14 protein-coding genes and 1 tRNA gene are annotated in these 16061 nt (G+C 40.5%); 12 read left to right on the top strand and 3 right to left on the bottom strand.

Features of this window, described 5'->3' with window-relative positions; translation table 11 throughout:
* The first annotated feature begins 95 nt into the window (after nt 1-95).
* Nucleotides 96-167: transfer RNA gene (locus IPF86_01230), tRNA-His, on the top strand.
* A 215-nt stretch (nt 168-382) separates the two neighbouring features.
* The gene (locus tag IPF86_01225; GenBank protein ID QQR50528.1) at nt 383-1762 is read left to right on the top strand and encodes a tRNA-dependent cyclodipeptide synthase; all 1380 of its coding nucleotides are present in this window, start codon (nt 383-385) and stop codon (nt 1760-1762) included.
* Nucleotides 1763-1788: 26 nt separating this feature from the next.
* Here the strand turns inward: IPF86_01225 and IPF86_01220 are convergent, their stop codons facing one another.
* The gene (locus IPF86_01220; GenBank protein ID QQR50527.1) at nt 1789-1953 is read right to left on the bottom strand and encodes a hypothetical protein; all 165 of its coding nucleotides are present in this window, start codon (nt 1951-1953) and stop codon (nt 1789-1791) included.
* Between the two features lie 377 nt (nt 1954-2330).
* Here IPF86_01220 and IPF86_01215 point away from each other — a divergent pair, with 377 nt between their 5' ends.
* From IPF86_01215 to cyaB, 5 genes are all read left to right on the top strand, one after another.
* A complete protein-coding gene (locus IPF86_01215) occupies nt 2331-3305 on the top strand; it encodes a D-glycerate dehydrogenase (protein ID QQR50526.1) in 975 nt (324 codons plus the stop codon).
* 3 nt (nt 3306-3308) lie between these two features.
* Nucleotides 3309-3941 carry a 2,3-bisphosphoglycerate-dependent phosphoglycerate mutase gene (locus tag IPF86_01210; protein ID QQR50525.1) on the top strand — a complete coding sequence of 211 codons (633 nt, stop codon included), beginning with the start codon at nt 3309-3311 and terminating at the stop codon, nt 3939-3941.
* On the top strand, nt 3938-4750 hold the full coding sequence (locus tag IPF86_01205; protein QQR50524.1) for a hypothetical protein: 813 nt from the start codon (nt 3938-3940) through the stop codon (nt 4748-4750). Before IPF86_01210 ends, IPF86_01205 begins: the two co-directional genes overlap by 4 nt.
* 1 nt (nt 4751) lies before the next feature.
* Nucleotides 4752-6008 carry a phosphopyruvate hydratase gene (gene eno / locus IPF86_01200; GenBank protein QQR50523.1) on the top strand — a complete coding sequence of 419 codons (1257 nt, stop codon included), beginning with the start codon at nt 4752-4754 and terminating at the stop codon, nt 6006-6008.
* Nucleotides 6009-6107: 99 nt separating this feature from the next.
* A complete protein-coding gene (gene cyaB, locus IPF86_01195) occupies nt 6108-6656 on the top strand; it encodes a class IV adenylate cyclase (protein ID QQR50522.1) in 549 nt (182 codons plus the stop codon).
* A gap of 44 nt (nt 6657-6700) precedes the next feature.
* Here cyaB and IPF86_01190 read toward each other — a convergent pair whose 3' ends face one another.
* Nucleotides 6701-7915, bottom strand: coding sequence for a hypothetical protein (locus IPF86_01190; protein QQR50521.1), 1215 nt, complete (start codon nt 7913-7915; stop codon nt 6701-6703).
* Nucleotides 7916-7990: 75 nt separating this feature from the next.
* Here IPF86_01190 and IPF86_01185 point away from each other — a divergent pair, with 75 nt between their 5' ends.
* Nucleotides 7991-8176, top strand: coding sequence for a CPXCG motif-containing cysteine-rich protein (locus IPF86_01185; protein QQR50520.1), 186 nt, complete (start codon nt 7991-7993; stop codon nt 8174-8176).
* 15 nt (nt 8177-8191) lie between these two features.
* Here IPF86_01185 and IPF86_01180 read toward each other — a convergent pair whose 3' ends face one another.
* Complete coding sequence (locus tag IPF86_01180) at nt 8192-8590, bottom strand: response regulator (GenBank protein ID QQR50519.1); 399 nt, start codon at nt 8588-8590, stop codon at nt 8192-8194.
* Between the two features lie 107 nt (nt 8591-8697).
* On the opposite strand from IPF86_01180, the gene IPF86_01175 reads away from it, so the two are divergent.
* The 4 genes from IPF86_01175 (at nt 8698) to IPF86_01160 (ending at nt 16060) form a co-directional block, all read left to right on the top strand.
* The gene (locus tag IPF86_01175) at nt 8698-9405 is read left to right on the top strand and encodes a hypothetical protein (GenBank protein QQR50518.1); all 708 of its coding nucleotides are present in this window, start codon (nt 8698-8700) and stop codon (nt 9403-9405) included.
* 67 nt (nt 9406-9472) lie between these two features.
* Entirely contained in the window at nt 9473-10642 is a 1170-nt protein-coding gene (locus IPF86_01170; GenBank protein QQR50517.1) for an alpha/beta hydrolase fold domain-containing protein, read from the top strand.
* Between the two features lie 52 nt (nt 10643-10694).
* Nucleotides 10695-13511, top strand: coding sequence for a hypothetical protein (locus IPF86_01165; protein QQR50516.1), 2817 nt, complete (start codon nt 10695-10697; stop codon nt 13509-13511).
* Nucleotides 13512-13582: 71 nt separating this feature from the next.
* On the top strand, nt 13583-16060 hold the full coding sequence (locus tag IPF86_01160) for a fibronectin type III domain-containing protein (GenBank protein ID QQR50515.1): 2478 nt from the start codon (nt 13583-13585) through the stop codon (nt 16058-16060).
* Nucleotide 16061 lies beyond the last annotated feature (1 nt).

Below are 16061 nucleotides of genomic sequence, written 5' to 3'. Positions count from 1 at the left end.
AAAGCTAGATTTTTCAGGCAAATTTTGCTATAACAGGGACTAGTTTGTAGTTTTTGGATAAGGAGAAAAACTAAGAATTACAAACAAGTAATATGGTGCCTATAGTGTAATGGTTAGCACTAGAGTTTGTGGAACTCTCAGTTCGGGTTCAAATCCCGATAGGCACCCACGAGCAAGGCGAGTGGTGAATAAGCGAGTGAAATGGTTCACTCGCGCTCAGATTTGAAAAGTGCAGTAATATTTTTTCAGCAGAAAAAATGACGAGCTGGTATCTAGACTAAAATGAGTGGCGACGAACTTTGAGTCGCGGGAAAATCCCGATAGGCACCCAATCAAAACTAAATGAGTTTAAGTAATCACTAAAACAACGTGAATTAAAAATATGCAGAATATATATCCAATCATCGGTATGAGTCCCGGCAATAGCTACTTCAAGGATGAAGAGATTAAATACCTCCTCAAGACGGCCATTGACCGCTATGGAAAAGTTGCTGTTATGATCGCTGATATTCCCGCTATCTCGACTTATATTGCCCTTGGATATCCTGAAAATCGCGCGCGGCGCGATAAGGCCCTGCCACAAGGAAATCTCCTGAAGAATAGAACTGAGCGAGCCGTCGTCCAACTTGGATATACAAAAGACCAAGTGAGAATCATAGATTGGGAAAATGAAATAGAGCCAAATGAGAATTATAAAAAGTCCTATGAGTATATTCGACAGCTATACGAATCAAACAAACAGTTTGAGTACGATGCGAATGAGACCACAAAAGGTGTTATTACAGGATCGAAGAAAGAAATCGCAGATGTAGCTGTTGCGGTAAAAACAGCAGTTCACTACTTACTATCAGAATTCGCGTTTCTTGATTTTGCGCCGGGGTTTTTAGGTGCTGAAAAAGTGGTCTACATTTATCACAAAAACTGGCCGGTCTATGAAAACTATATCGCAGGAAAGTACGACGGAAAGTCAAAAGATAGTGTCGATTTTCTGCTGATGGAAAATCCTTGGGAGACGTATCGTTCTGTGTGGGGCGATGAAGATAATGAGAATGGAAGTTATACTTCCGCTCTTGATCGCGTAGAAAAGACAAAGACGCTACGTGTAGCTTTCACCAATTATCCACCTGCACTATTTTATAATCACGAAACCGACACTTTCTCGGGTATTTTCTATGAGATTATTACTGCTATAGCAAAGAAGCATGAATGGCAGATCAAGTGGAGTGAAGAAACTGGATATGGTGTTGTGATCGATGGTTTGGACCATAATCGTTTTGACTTATTTGGAAGTACTGTTTGGCCGACGCCTGAACGAAAGGAGAAAGCATCTTTTTCAAAATCTATATACACGAGTAATGCATATCCATGGACATTGCCAGGCATTGAATATGAAAAACTAAAGAACAGCCCCGAATTGAGAGTGGTGGTAAAAGAAAACGATATATCTCATTCGATCGCAAAAGCTGATTTTCCAAATGCACGACTAGTGTTTGTGCCGCAGCTTTCAGACCCGCAAGAGTTACTACAGTTTGTTACTGACGGAAAGGGAGATATGACATTTGCAGAAATTAATCTGATGGAAATTTTTACAAAAACAAAACAGAAAAAATTGGTTCAAGCAACAAGCGACCCTATTCGCATATATGAAAACACTTTTGTTTTCAAGAAAGACGATCTCTCACTAAAAAATCTTATCGATGATGAAATTGGAGTAATGCTTGCCAGTGGTAAATTGAGTGAGTTGATAGAGAAATATATATGAAAAAATTCGACAAAAATATAATCTATTTACTTTGCAGTAGAAAGCATAGTCCAAATATTTGGATCTTCATTGCCATCTATTTTAAATAGAGAAATGCCTGCAAGGCCTAATTCTTTAGCGAGAGTTACTTTCTGCTTGATAGCATCAGCAAATCTTGCTTCCCAGACATCAATCCTAAACAGGTTCATCAAACTGTGAAAAGAAGTCAGTCTTATCAGTCTTCTTCTGCACCTTTCCCATATACTCCTTCATAATATTCGAAAGGGTATACAGGTCATTTTCAACTCTATGCCAATACAGTATTCGGCCTATTGTCCCTGTGGTACCATTAGATTTGCCATTTCTGGAAACCCTAAACCCTGGTACTATTGGCTTTATCGGAATATGGTTCTTAATTTTAATTTGGAAGGACCCACGAGCAAGGCGAGTGGTGAATAAGCGAGTGAAATGGTTCACTCGCGCTCAGATTTGAACAGTGCAGATTGTTTCTTTAGGAAAACACAATACCATTTACTAGCTTCCCTTGTGTAAGTCAGCAATTTGTGTAGATACCTGCTAAGATATAGGTATGTCAAAGAATATTTTTGTAACTCGACAAATTCCTAATATTGGAATTAATATGCTGAAGCAAAAAGGATATACGGTGGATATCAATCCAAACGATTCTCCACTTTCTCAAAAAAAACTCATTTCATTTTTGAAAAAGAAACCATATGATGCCGTACTCGTCCTTTTGACTGACAGTATAGACGCAAAGGTGTTTCATCATGTGCCAAATATAAAGCTATATGCCAACTATGCTACTGGTTTCGACAATATAGATGTGACAGAAGCAAAAAAACTTGGAATAACAGTAACAAATGCCCCCACTCCTCTCTCCACTGAAGCTGTTGCAGAACACACAATAGCTCTCATGCTTGCTCTTGCGGCGAGGATTGTCGAAGCTGATGAGTTTGTCAGGCGAGGAAAGTATAAAGGCTGGGCGCCGATGCAGTTTATCGGTACAGACATTCTTGGGAGCACACTTGGTCTTGTTGGGGCCGGTCGGATCGGTGAGAGAGTTGCTTATTACGCTAAGGGTCTTGGTATGAAAATTATCTACACTGACGTGGCTAGAAATGATCGTATCGAAAAAGAATGTGGTGCGACATACTGTAGTACAATTGAGACGCTTTTACCCCAGGCGGATGTCACGAGTCTGCATGTACCACTCCTTGATTCGACAAGGCATCTGATAAATGAAGCACGCCTTCGACTTATGAAACCATCTGCTTTTCTCATCAATACTTCACGTGGTCCAATTATTGATGAGAAGGCTCTTGAGGTGGCTTTGAGAGAAAAAAGTATTAGCGGTGCAGCTCTCGATGTTTTCGAATTTGAACCCAAAACCGTTCCGGGACTTCTCAGATTACAAAATATTATTCTGACTCCACATATCGCCTCCGCAAGTATTGGGGCTCGAAACCAGATGGCTGAAATTGTAGCTCGCAATATTATTAGCTTCTTTGAAGGCAGAACTCCAGAGAATATTGTTAATCCTTAAACTATGACAAGCAAACTTCTCTTGGTACGACATCACGAATCAGAATGGAACAAGCTCGGCAAATGGACGGGTTTGCGTGATCGCCATTTGGACCAATATGGATTCAATAAATCCGAAGATATGGGATCCCTCATACAGGATATCGAGATCGACTATGCCTTTGCTTCGATGCTCGTACGTTCTATTGAGACACTTTCATGCATGCTCAATGTATGTAAGCGATACAAAGTACCAACGGAACACGCTGCCGCTTTGAATGAACGCGATTATGGTGACTATACAGGAAAGAATAAATGGGAAATGGAGAAGATTCTCGGCGAAGAAGAATTTAAGAAACTCCGACGAGGCTGGGAATATCCCATACCCAATGGCGAATCGCTTAAGATGGTCTATGATCGCGCGGTCCCTTATTTTTTAGAAAAAATCTTGCCACGAGTTATGGAAAATAAAAATATACTGGTCGTAGCGCATGGTAATTCACTTCGCACGCTCGTCAAATATATTGAGAACATTTCCGACGAGAATATAGCAGATATCGAGATACCCTTTGGCTCGATTCTTATTTATGATATTGACGAGACTGGCCATATGATACACAAGGAGATTCGCCAGACTGAATCACAAGTACCCTCATGACAAATTCCAAAGCACAAATTGTAGTCACACTCGGTCCGGTGTCAGAAAAAGCAGACATCCTAAGGGCGATGGTGAGTCACCAGCTAGATGTGGTGAGACTTAACTTTTCCTGGGGCGATCTCGCCTTATGGGCAGAACAAATCACTTTTATACGACAACTCGAAAAAGAATGTGGTCGGCGAATTCCGATTATCATCGACTTACCTGGTCCTCGGGTCCAGGAAAATGAGAGTCATACGTATGACTCTCGAGCGCTCTCATCGATTACGAGCAATGATGAGGAGTTCATAAAATTTGCTGCTCTTCATGCTGTTGACTACGTAGCTGTTTCTTTCGTCGCTGGTCCGGAGGATATAAAAAAATGTAGAGGATTGGTGCATGGTTTTGGAGGTAGGCAGATGGTAATAGCAAAAATAGAAAGAGCTATAGCACTTCTGTCACTCGAACAGATTATTGCCGAAGCTGATGCTGTTATGATAGCCCGTGGCGATCTCGGCAATGAGGTGCCTCTCGAACAGATACCGTTTATACAAGATCGGATAATCAAAAAAGCACGAAAAGCAGGCAAACCTGTCATCGTCGCTACCCAGATGCTTCTTTCTATGGTAGAAAACCTTACACCGTCTCGGGCGGAAGTGACCGATGTGGCTACTGCCATACTCGAGGGTGCTGATGCAGTTATGCTTTCGGACGAAACAGCAAAAGGTAAGTATCCAGTCGAAGCGGTAATAATGATGGAGAAAATTATTATTGAAGCAGAGAAACATCTCTCTGGTAGTGTCACTTTTAACCAACTGAAAAGCATATAATATGGCAAAGATACAATCAGTTACAGCAAAAGAGATTATCGATTCCCGTGGCAATCCAACGTTAGAGGTTTGCTGTACACTCTCGCGCGGTGGTGTGATGGCAAAGGCATCTGTCCCCTCCGGAGCAAGTACTGGAGTTCATGAGGTTCTTGAATTGCGTGATCACGATCAGAGCAGATACGGAGGACTCGGCGTACTTAGAGCTATCGAAAATGTAAATACAGAAATTTATGAGTCTATCAAAGATAAAGACTTTGATCAGACTAGTCTCGATATGGCTCTAATTCAGCGAGATGGTACGGAAAACAAATCACGCCTCGGTGCAAATGCACTTCTCGGAGTCTCCTTGGCTTTTGCCCGTGCTTGTGCAGAAGAGCAAAAGGTTGAGCTGTACGAATATTTGGGGGGACTGGGGAGTACCATGACCTTTAAACTTCCACAACCAATGTTTAATGTTATTAATGGTGGCAAGCATGCTGATAGTGGCTTAGATATTCAGGAATTCATGCTTGCTCCCATTGGTTTTGATTCTTTCCGTCGGAAAGTGCAAGCTACGGGGGAAATCATTTTGTCATTGAAAAAGATATTGAAATCTAAGGGTTATACAACAAGTGTCGGCGACGAAGGTGGTTTTGCGCCAAGACTCACAACCTCTGAAGAGGCATTGGAACTTATTGAAGAGGCGATTGTAGCTGCTAACTACACATTAGACCAGGTTAAGATCGCAATAGACGCGGCTGCATCGAGTTTCTATAAGAATGGTATATACCGATTGAAAATTGCAGGAGAAAGCGCAGATAGAACAACCAATCAAGTAATTGATTGGTATGAGGAATTGATCGAAAGACATCCAATTATTTCTATCGAGGATGGTCTAGCAGAGGACGACTGGGAGGGTTTTGTCGAAATGAGAAAAAGATTGGGCGACAAGATAAAAATCGTTGGCGACGATCTCACGGTGACAAATAGTAAAAGAATACAAGTTGCTATCGACAAACAGGCGATCAATGCTGTGCTTATCAAACCAAATCAAATTGGCACGTTGACTGAAACTATAGAGGCGATTCAGCTGACAAAAAAGCAGGGCTGGTCTCCGTTTGTATCCCATCGATCCGGTGACACGACAGATACGTTTATTGCCGATCTTGCAGTTGGACTTGCCAGTGACTATATTAAGTCGGGATCACTTGTTCGTGCTGAGAGAGTCTGCAAATATAATAGACTTATGGAAATCGAAGATATTATAAACAACAAATAATTTTCAATACAGAAATAAACGAGCTGGTATCTAGACTAAAATGAGTGGCGACGAACTTTGAGTCGCGGGAAATCTCAATAGGCATCCCAAAAACAATATATGCGAAAAGAAATTGAAGTCAAAGCAAAATTAAAAGATAAAGAGAAAATTATAGAAAAGCTTACAGAGCTTGGGTGCACGTTATCTGCGCCAGTTGTCCAAGATGACATTACTTTTGTAGATCAAAACTATGGTGCGTATGATGAATTTCAGACAGGTAAAAATATATTACGAATTCGAGAATCAAACGGGAAATTTATCTTTACCCTCAAGCAACCCAATAAGAATGAATTTGATGCAATAGAGCACGAAACAGAAATAGCTGACCCTGTGGAATTCAAGGCAGCACTCCTCGTCATGGGATACAAAGAAGTAGTCTATATTCACAAAGAGAGAATCAAAACAACATATCAAGATATCGAAATTTGTTTAGATGAAGTCAGAGACCTGGGTTCATTTATAGAAGCAGAGAAAATTATGGATGAAGATGTTGATGCAGAAATAGTGCAAAAAGAACTTTTTAATTTTCTGGTTAGTCTTGGAGTTGATCTGAATGATCAAGTAACTCACGGTTATGACACGATGGTGTATATAAAACAAAAATCTTGACAAAACCTATACGTAAAAAATTTAGTACATTTTTCTTCTAGCTATTATTTTGCAAGCATAGTCCAGATATTTGGATCTTCATTGCCGTCGATTTTAAATAGAGAGATACCAGCGAGGCCTAATTCTTTGGCGAGAGTTACTTTCTGTTTGATAGCATCAGCATCACTCCACCAGACAGTGTTAAAGGTAAACGTTTTGCCAGTAGCATTAGCATAGGCGAGTGCACGGTTGGCAAAGGTATCAGTGGTGAGCGTGCTTGGTAGCTTATAAGTCGCGACTTCTTTTGGTGTAGATCCAGAAGCAAATGAGTAACTCATCTCGCCGGATTTATTGCGAGTAGGGGTGATGCCAAAGAGTGTTGCAGTTTTAGTAGCGTAGGAAGCGGTAGCAGAAGAGACCTTTTTGTAACCCTTGAACCAGTTCGGTGCGATCGTTACTTCATAGTTAAATCCGTACGTTGGAACACCGAGAAGAATTTTCTCTTTTGGAATTGATTCACTCGCAAGCATTGCTACTTTTCTTACCCACTCAGCATCAGCGATCGGATTATATGGTGCGCCAGCTTTGGCATTATTCAAAACGAAATCTGCGCGGCCTTGATCATAGGCGAGTATGGCGACTCTGTCGCATGCTTTGCCGATAGCTTTGTAGTCATTGGCGTATTGGATGTTTGTTGGAATGACACGATATAGTGAAGATAGCGGCGTGCGTGCTTCGATCGAGCATACGAGAGTTTTACTGCCAAGTTTTGTTTTGAGCTCCGTTAGAAACGCAGAGAAGTTATCTTTGGTTATAGCTAACTTCTTCTCATAGTCAATATCGACACCATCAAATTTGCCATTTTCTACCATTGAAACAATAGTATCGATATGTTTTGTTCGAAGGGTTTTATCAGAAAGGATTTGATTGATTGCCGTACCATCAGTCCAGGTAATAGTTGGGATGAACTTTACTTGTTTAGCCTTGGCATTAATCTTAAGACTTGCCCAGGTAGGTGATGTAGCGAGTTTGGCGAGATCAGTAAGGGTGCCGTCAGTGTTGACACCGTAGCCGAAAGGAAATATCGAGGTTAAAGTAGTTAAATTTTTATTTGCTACGGTTGTGCCTGCAGTTATACTCCAGTAGGGAATCCAGCCGGTGACTTCAAATGGTTTTGCTTGTGTAGTCGCTGCAAAGCTCGTTTGTGATATACCAAAAAGCGTAAGTATTATTACGACAAAAGAAAATGCTATAGAAAAATTTTTTGAAGATTTGCTCATAGATTTATATTAAAATAGACGAATCAGAAGTCAATAATGTGACATTGTCTGCGCAATCAATTGTATACTACAAGAATGGAAACCAAAGAGCACTTTTTTAATTGCCCATACTGCGGAGAAGAAATATCAGTGATTTTAGATCTTTCAGCTGGTAGTCAAAGTTATATTGAGGATTGTGAAGTTTGCTGCCATCCAATCGACATTAGCTATGAAGTAGAAAATGCAGAGGTTACTGCATTTGAAGCTACGACGACTGAGTAGAGTTAATTACTATATTTATTTACGAGATAGTCGCTCGCGGACTTTATCAATGACGTCATCAACGTTCCAATTGGACTTGACAAGGTAGTAGGCAGGGTAGGTTTGGGTGATTGTTTGGTTTATCTCTTCCTTGTCAGGATTCAAATTAGTTAGGAGTATGACTGGAACATCCTTTATAGCTTCAGCTCCTTCACGGATTTTCTTTAAAACTTGAAGTCCGTCAATTTTTGGCAAAAGGATATCGAGCAAAATTAAATCAGGGCTCTCACTCAAGGCAAGTTTTAATCCATCCTCACCATTGTTTGCTCTAAAGACCACGCAGCCCTTTTTTTCAAGTGCATCGCCCAAAAGATTAAGCATGATTTCTTCATCCTCAACAATTAAGATTTTTCTTGTATCTAATGATGTATCCATTACTGCTTTAAAGTTTACTATAAAAGCTATTCTAAGGGAATATATAGTCTGTGGACCCAATGGTAAGTTCGGTAATCAGGCAAGAAAAACTATAGTATACTTTTGCTATGGCATATAGATCTCAAGTCGTCATTGGATACGGGGAAGTTGGGCAAGCACTAAAAGAGGTTTTAGCCTGCGATTGCCATGACCCATACAAGCATATGGTTGCACCTAGGAAACACTACGATGTCATGCATATTGCTATCCCATATACCCCTACATTTATACGACATGTTAAAAGTTATCAGAAATTATTTAAACCAACGTTAACGATTATTCACTCATCTGTTTCTGTTGGTACATCGCGCAAACTCGCTGCTGTGCATTCGCCTGTGCGAGGAGTTCATCCTCATATAGCAAAAGGCATAAAGACATTTGTGAAATTTTTTGGCGGCAAAGATGCGAAGCAGGCAGCCAAGCTATTTAAAAATAGAGGTATCAATGTCTATACAACTGCACTTTCTGAAACGACTGAAGCATTGAAACTTTGGGATACGACGCAGTATGGTGTGCTGATTGCACTTGAGAAGGAAATCTATACGTATTGTAAAGCACTTGGTTTAGATGCCGATGTTGTCTATCGCCTCGGTAATCAAACCTACAATGAAGGCTATATAAAATTAGGCAGACACGAAGTATTGCGACCATATTTGAAACATATCGATGGACCAATCGGCGGCCACTGTATTATTCCAAATGCGCGATTGCTTCATTCATCGTCAGCAAAATCACTGATCAAAAAAAATATCTCATACAAAAATCAGAAAAAATAAAATAGCTATGTATAGTAACGTGTTTTTGCTTGTCATTTTCTAATTTGCTACTATACCATTAGCTACGATGTTTTATTTTCTACGAAATCCCCAATACGATGTCGTTAAACTCTTTTTCTTTATAGTTGCCATTATTGCGCTTGGAGTTTTTATCGTTTTTAATACGAATCTTAGGAATAATTTTAATCCAGCTCAGGTGATTGATTTGATTGCACCATCCATCCCTACCAATCTTGCTGTTCAATCAACAACGTCATCATCAGCCACTCTCTCATGGGATCCTTCATCCGATGATAGTGGTGATGTAGCAGAATATACGGTATACCAAATTACTGGCGAAGATGAAGAGGAAATTCCAATTTGTGATCCAGATGTGGCTGGTACTCCAGGTACACTCCGCTACTGCAATGAGATTTTTGACCAATCAGAGATACCAGATCCAATTTCAAGAGAGTTTTCAGAAACTTATAATTTGAGTTTTGATCTGTATACACCACCGCTTTCCGATATTGTAACTAACCGTCCACTTAAAATATTTATGCATGGAGGTGGAGGAGAAGCTGAAGGTGGAGCAGCGCCATGCAATGAAGCTGCCCGTCTTGGCTATGTTTGCATCTCAGGTGACTATCGAACTGATCACACAAATATGGGTTTTACCATGTCAGAGCAGAAGCATGCAGCCTCAGATATGCTTGCACTTATACGATTTGCCCGAATTCATGCTAGTGAATATGGCATTGACCCAAATAAAATACTACTAGCGGGGACTTCTGCTGGAGGAATCACTTCGATGCTCGCTGCGGCTACGGCTAATGATGCATCTTTTTACCCATCAAGTGATGCACTAGTTAACAGAGATAACCAAATGTATCAAAGTAGTATTGTCCCATCATGGAGTTGTATGGTGACGAGTACGTCTGGACCACTTGCACCTTTTGCTTATGACTATATTGATGCCAATGATCCGCCATCTGTGTTTTTCTTGGGAGGTGAAGATACGACTCATGGTTGGCACTGTTCAGATCCAGATGATTCACAAAATGATGATGGTGATGAAGCGCTTGGAATTATGCAAAGCTTTGGTATCCCAAGTTATTTCAAATGTTTTGATGATTCAGGGCATGGACTAGGAGAAGATGCTGCAATGGATAAAATAGTGATACCCACTGCATACAAAGAACTTATAGTTGAGAGCTGTCCTCAAAGTTATAGCAATCTTTCCCATATTATTGACTAGGACAAGCGTTGCTATAGCGAAAAAAAATAAGAAACTGCTATACTATCAATACATGCTTACCTTTTTAAAAAATCATCATAACGATGCCATCAAGTTTACTTTACTAGTTCTTGCTGTTGTTGCTCTTGGGATTTTTATAGTTTTCAACACTAGTATAAGGAATTTTTTTAACCGTGCTCAGGTGATTGATCTTGGAGGTCCAATTGAAGAAGGTGCAGTATTGCCGTCACTCCTCTCTACTGGATTTGATACGGGCGCGGGCACGCTTTTTGATACTTCCAATACTGATATCCGAAAGATTTTTTCTGATACTGGTATTAACATGCTCCGTATCCATCCAGGCGTAACTTCTAACTACGCTCACCACGACGGACCAGGTATGGGACTTATTTTTGAAGAAAACGAATTTTGGAATAGCGATGGCACTAAGGATACGGAAATGTCTTACTCAACCACATTTAATGGTAGCAATGGGAATCCGTTTACTCGCTTCTATGATAAATACATTGATCTCGCCCAAAATATTCGCCGTCCAGTGGTGACGTATAGTTTGAACGTTGTTACACAAAGTGCGGTTGGTTTGACAGCACCAGTGCCTGTTGATTCGGCAAGTATCAATCTTGCAATTAGTGAGAGCCTCTCTGCTATCCAGGGACTTATTGATCAAGGAATTGTCGTGGAGGGAGTCCAGCTTTGTTCTGAATGTGGCCCCAATGCTCCATCACGAGAAAACGGCCAAGTTGCATTTCCTGACGTTGATCATTTCATTGCTCGTGTTCATCCAATCGCACTCGCAATTCAACAGAACTATCCTGATATCCGTATTCAACTTCACACAGTAGTGCCTAATCCAAATCAGGCTGACTATGGTGTAAGTTCGAATTGGAATGCTGCAATCCGGACTGCGTTTGCTGATATCGACAAACTAGACATTGGTGCGTATTTGTGGACCGATGGATTTGTAAATACTGACGAGGTATGTGATCCAGTCAATAATCCTGAGGTGACAGGATTTGATATATTTGCCTGCTTTCGAGACCGTGCACGTGAAATGCTCGACGTGCATGTGCCCAATGTACTCGATGCATATACCTCGTACTTCGGACCAGCTCGCGGATTTCGTGCCACGCAGATCAATATAAATAATTATGATCAAAGTACTATCAATCCTGAATTTTCAACGGCTGCATTTGAGAATACGTTCGCAAATGCTGCAACTATGGGAGAAATGCTATTTAAAATCGCTGAATTTAATGATGACCACAACAATGCGGTAAAAAGCGCTTCACTTATGAGTTTTAGTGGTAGTTTAAAAAATCTTGTCTCGAAAACAAAACCAAATACCAATGACAGTACCATTCCTGTTGACGAACTGTATGGTTCATATTACACAAAAAATGCACTTAAATTAAATGCAGTAGGTCTTACTTATAAACTTATAAAACCAGTCTTCGACGGATTCCATGATGTGCTCGATGTGGTGCCAACTTTCCCAGCTGATGTACCGATCGGTCAGGCGCAACTTTATGGATTTACGGATTTAAATAGTGGTGAAAATCTCTACTTTATATTTAACTGGTCAAATAAAAGTATTCCGCTTTCAGCAATTTCATTTGACGGTGTGGCAATAAACGATCCGGGTGCGAATATTACACTGACTGAAGTCTATGGACAAAAACTCTCTTCTACATACGGACGTGCCGATGAGCGCAATACCGATGCCTTTACTCCAATTATTGATGGGGATTCGGTTTCTTTTTCCGGTACAAGTGCTGTAGTGCTCAGGCCATTTAGTATTACCAGGATCGAAGGCCTAGATAGTGAAGAGCTATCAATTGAAGATAAAGTTCCACCGACTCCACCTACAGATATTGAAGTAACCGAACAGTCACCATCTAGCGTGACACTTACATGGGATCCATCAATAGATAATAGTGGTGAGATAGAAGAGTATACGGTGTATCAGATTATTGATGAAGACGGCAATGAAGAAGGGCAAAATGATGTAGGAATAGGAGGATCGACAAATTGTGTAACAAGTAATACTAATGATACCGGGTCAATTCGTTATTGTAATGAAATATATGAATTTGCAGAGGTAACTAAAATAGCTAATATTCAATACGCATCAGCTCCAGATAATGATAATTCTGATTTAAAACTTGATTTATATTTACCACCAAATGAATCCAACGAACGATTACCACTTGCATTTAATCTACATGGTGGCGGGGGAGATAAGGCTGACAGTGGTTGGTGCAAGGATTTCACCATGCGAGGTTGGGCATGTGCATCGATAAACTATCGAGGTGCAGGTGGCGGTAATTTTAATAATGCCAATCAAATTTTAGCAGGCACCGATCTTGCAGCTGCGGTGCGATGGGCTCGCGCGAATGCTGGACTTTATAATTTTGATAAAAATCGAATTGTGGCAACAGGTACCTCGGCAGGTGGACTTACTTCATTTACGGCTGATATGCTTGGTAATAACATGAATAATGTAGCGATTACAAGCGATGCGCGAGTGAGTTTGAGTAATATGAGTGAACCATCATGGATTTGTTCTGCTGCTGGACATCCAGGAGGTGTGACTATGACAATGCTTAATACATTTCTTGATGCGAACGATGGACCAATGCATGATTATCATGGTGAAGATGATGCTACACTTGACTACACATTGGTTAAAAGTGCTTTTGATCAGATTATGACTGTTATTCCATCAACATTTACCCATTGGCCTGATACGGGTCATAAAGTAGGGCATGCTGATGAGATTATTCCGGATATTTTTTCAAAACTATATACTGATGTTATTGTAGGTGGTTGCCCACAAAGCTATAGTAATATTACAAAAATTTTAAATTAACTGTACATGGAATGTTATGCATCGAGTAGTAATTAACTTAATCGTATTAGTATGTTAAAATTAAAACCAATATGAATTTTTCTAATCCGAACTACAACGCAGCAAAAATAGTGTTACTTCTCGCTGTTATTATTGGCGGTGGTTATTTTATACTCACCCACAGTAATCAAAATTTTACTGGGGTAGCTAGAGTTATTGATGCAGATCCATCTCCAGTCTCTGATACCCCGGTGCGGCAGCGGCCAACGCCGGTTGATGAAACGACCACGGGCCCGGGACCAAAACAACAAAGTACATTCTCAACTGTTGTTAATAGTATTGTTGATTTTGGTGGCAGTATTAAGAGTGCACTGACTCCAAATGCAAATCAAAATAACATTAATGATAAAACAAGCAATGTCGTTGCAACAGTAACAACCAATACAGCAACAATTACTGGTCTTTCTGCTGGCACCTATATCTTCGCGGTTAGTGCTACAGATACAAGTGGTAATACATCAGAACAGAGTGATCCAATTACCGTAGTTATAAGTGATATTGTAGTGCCAGATACAACTGATCCAGTTATATCTTCAATTGCGGTTGATCCTGGTGAAACATCTGCCACAATAACCTGGAATACTAATGAAAATGCTTCTTCTATTGTTGAATATGGTAGGACAATTTCATACGGAACAACAACTGAAGAGGATGTATTGCCAATGGTAACTCAACATTCAGTTACGATTACTGGGCTTACGCAAAATACGGCCTATCATTTTGATGTGAAGTCAAAAGATGCAAGTGGCAATACAGGCACTTCTTCAGATAATACATTTACAACAGACGCAGCTGTTGTAATTCCTCCAGTCACGCCTACTATAACTTCTTCAAATCCAATTTCTGGATCGAATAATACAAGCCCGAAGCTTCTAGGCTCTGCTGACTCAGGCACGACTGTTGCACTTTATACAACAGCTGGCTGTACTGGCAGTGCGGTTACTTCTGGAACTGCAGCAGCTTTCGCCTCCCCAGGTCTCACAGTCTCAGTTGCAGACAATTCAACAACAACATTTAAAGCAACGGCAACTGATAGTTCTGGTAATGTCTCTGGTTGTTCAGCAGGCTTTAGTTATACAGAAGTGACACCAGATACTACTGATCCAGTTATTTCTTCAATCGGTGTTACATCTACCCAGACGACAGCAACTATTACCTGGTCTACTAATGAAGCATCTTCATCCAGTGTAGATTATGGTACAACAACCTCATATACTAATTCGACAAGCGAAACAAATATTTCCCCCAAAGTGACTAACCATACCGTGACAATAACCGGACTAGCTGCCAATACGCTGTACCATTTTTCTGTAAAATCAAAAGATGCGGCAGGGAATATTGGGGCTTCGTCGGATAATTTCTTTACAACACTCGCTATTGTTTTACCGGTAACTCCAACAATCACTTCTGCTAATCCAATTTCTGGATCAAACAACAATAGTCCAAAACTAAAAGGAACAGCACCAAGTGGTACAACAGTAAAAATATACGCAGATAGCGCATGTGCCGAAAGTGTTGTTATTTCCGGCACGTCAAATAAATTTGCCTCCCCAGGTCTCACAGTCTCAGTTGCAGACAATTCAACAACAACATTTAAAGCAACGGCAACTGATAGTTCTGGTAATGTCTCTGGTTGTTCAGCAGGCTTTAGTTATACAGAAGTGACACCAGATACACCAGATATCACTGCTCCAGTAATATCAAGTATTACAATTTCCCCTACGGATACTACGGCTGTAGCCACTTGGACAACTGATGAATTAGCTTCGACGCTAGTAAACTATGGCACTACAACAAGTTACGGTTTAACGACTGGTACGAGTGACACATTACCTCGTGTTACTAGTCATTCCGTTACACTACAGAGCCTTACTCCAGGTACGCTTTACTATGTTTCACTTATATCAACAGATGCAAGTGGCAATATAGCAACATCTAGTGATCAAACCTTTACAACAGGCAATACTGTAACCTATCAGTGCGGAGATGATGTTGATAATGATGGTGACAGTATTATTGATGCAGATGATCCAGGTTGTACCGATAGTAATGATGATAATGAAGCTGATGAAGAAGTAATTGTTGAAGAAACTCCAGCTCCTCCAGCTGGCTCCGGTGGTAACTATATTTCCTACAGTTGCGGTGATGGACAAGATAATGATAGTGATGGCAAGATGGATTATCCGAGTGATCCAGGTTGTACAAGTACCCTCGATGATAATGAAATAGATCCTAGTGACTTTGCGCTTGGATGTGAAGTTGCTGGAACTCCTGTTTTACTTGTTAAAATTGGACTCAAAGGTGAAGATGCAAAGGTGGTACAAAAGGCAGTCAATCAACTAGATGCAGCTACTCCGGAACTAGTGACTGATGGTATTATTGGACCAAAATCACTTAGTGGCATTAAGACAGCTCAAACAATTCTCGGAACTAAAGTTGATGGCCTTTGGGGCAAGATAACACAAGGACTCTACACTACTTGGACTCAAGAAACATGTCCAAAATTATAAG

The sequence above is a fragment of the Candidatus Nomurabacteria bacterium genome (genome assembly GCA_016699085.1).
Lineage (GTDB): Bacteria > Patescibacteriota > Minisyncoccia > Phycocordibacterales > UBA9973 > CAZLWF01.
This window is presented reverse-complemented; position numbering and strand designations above follow the sequence as displayed.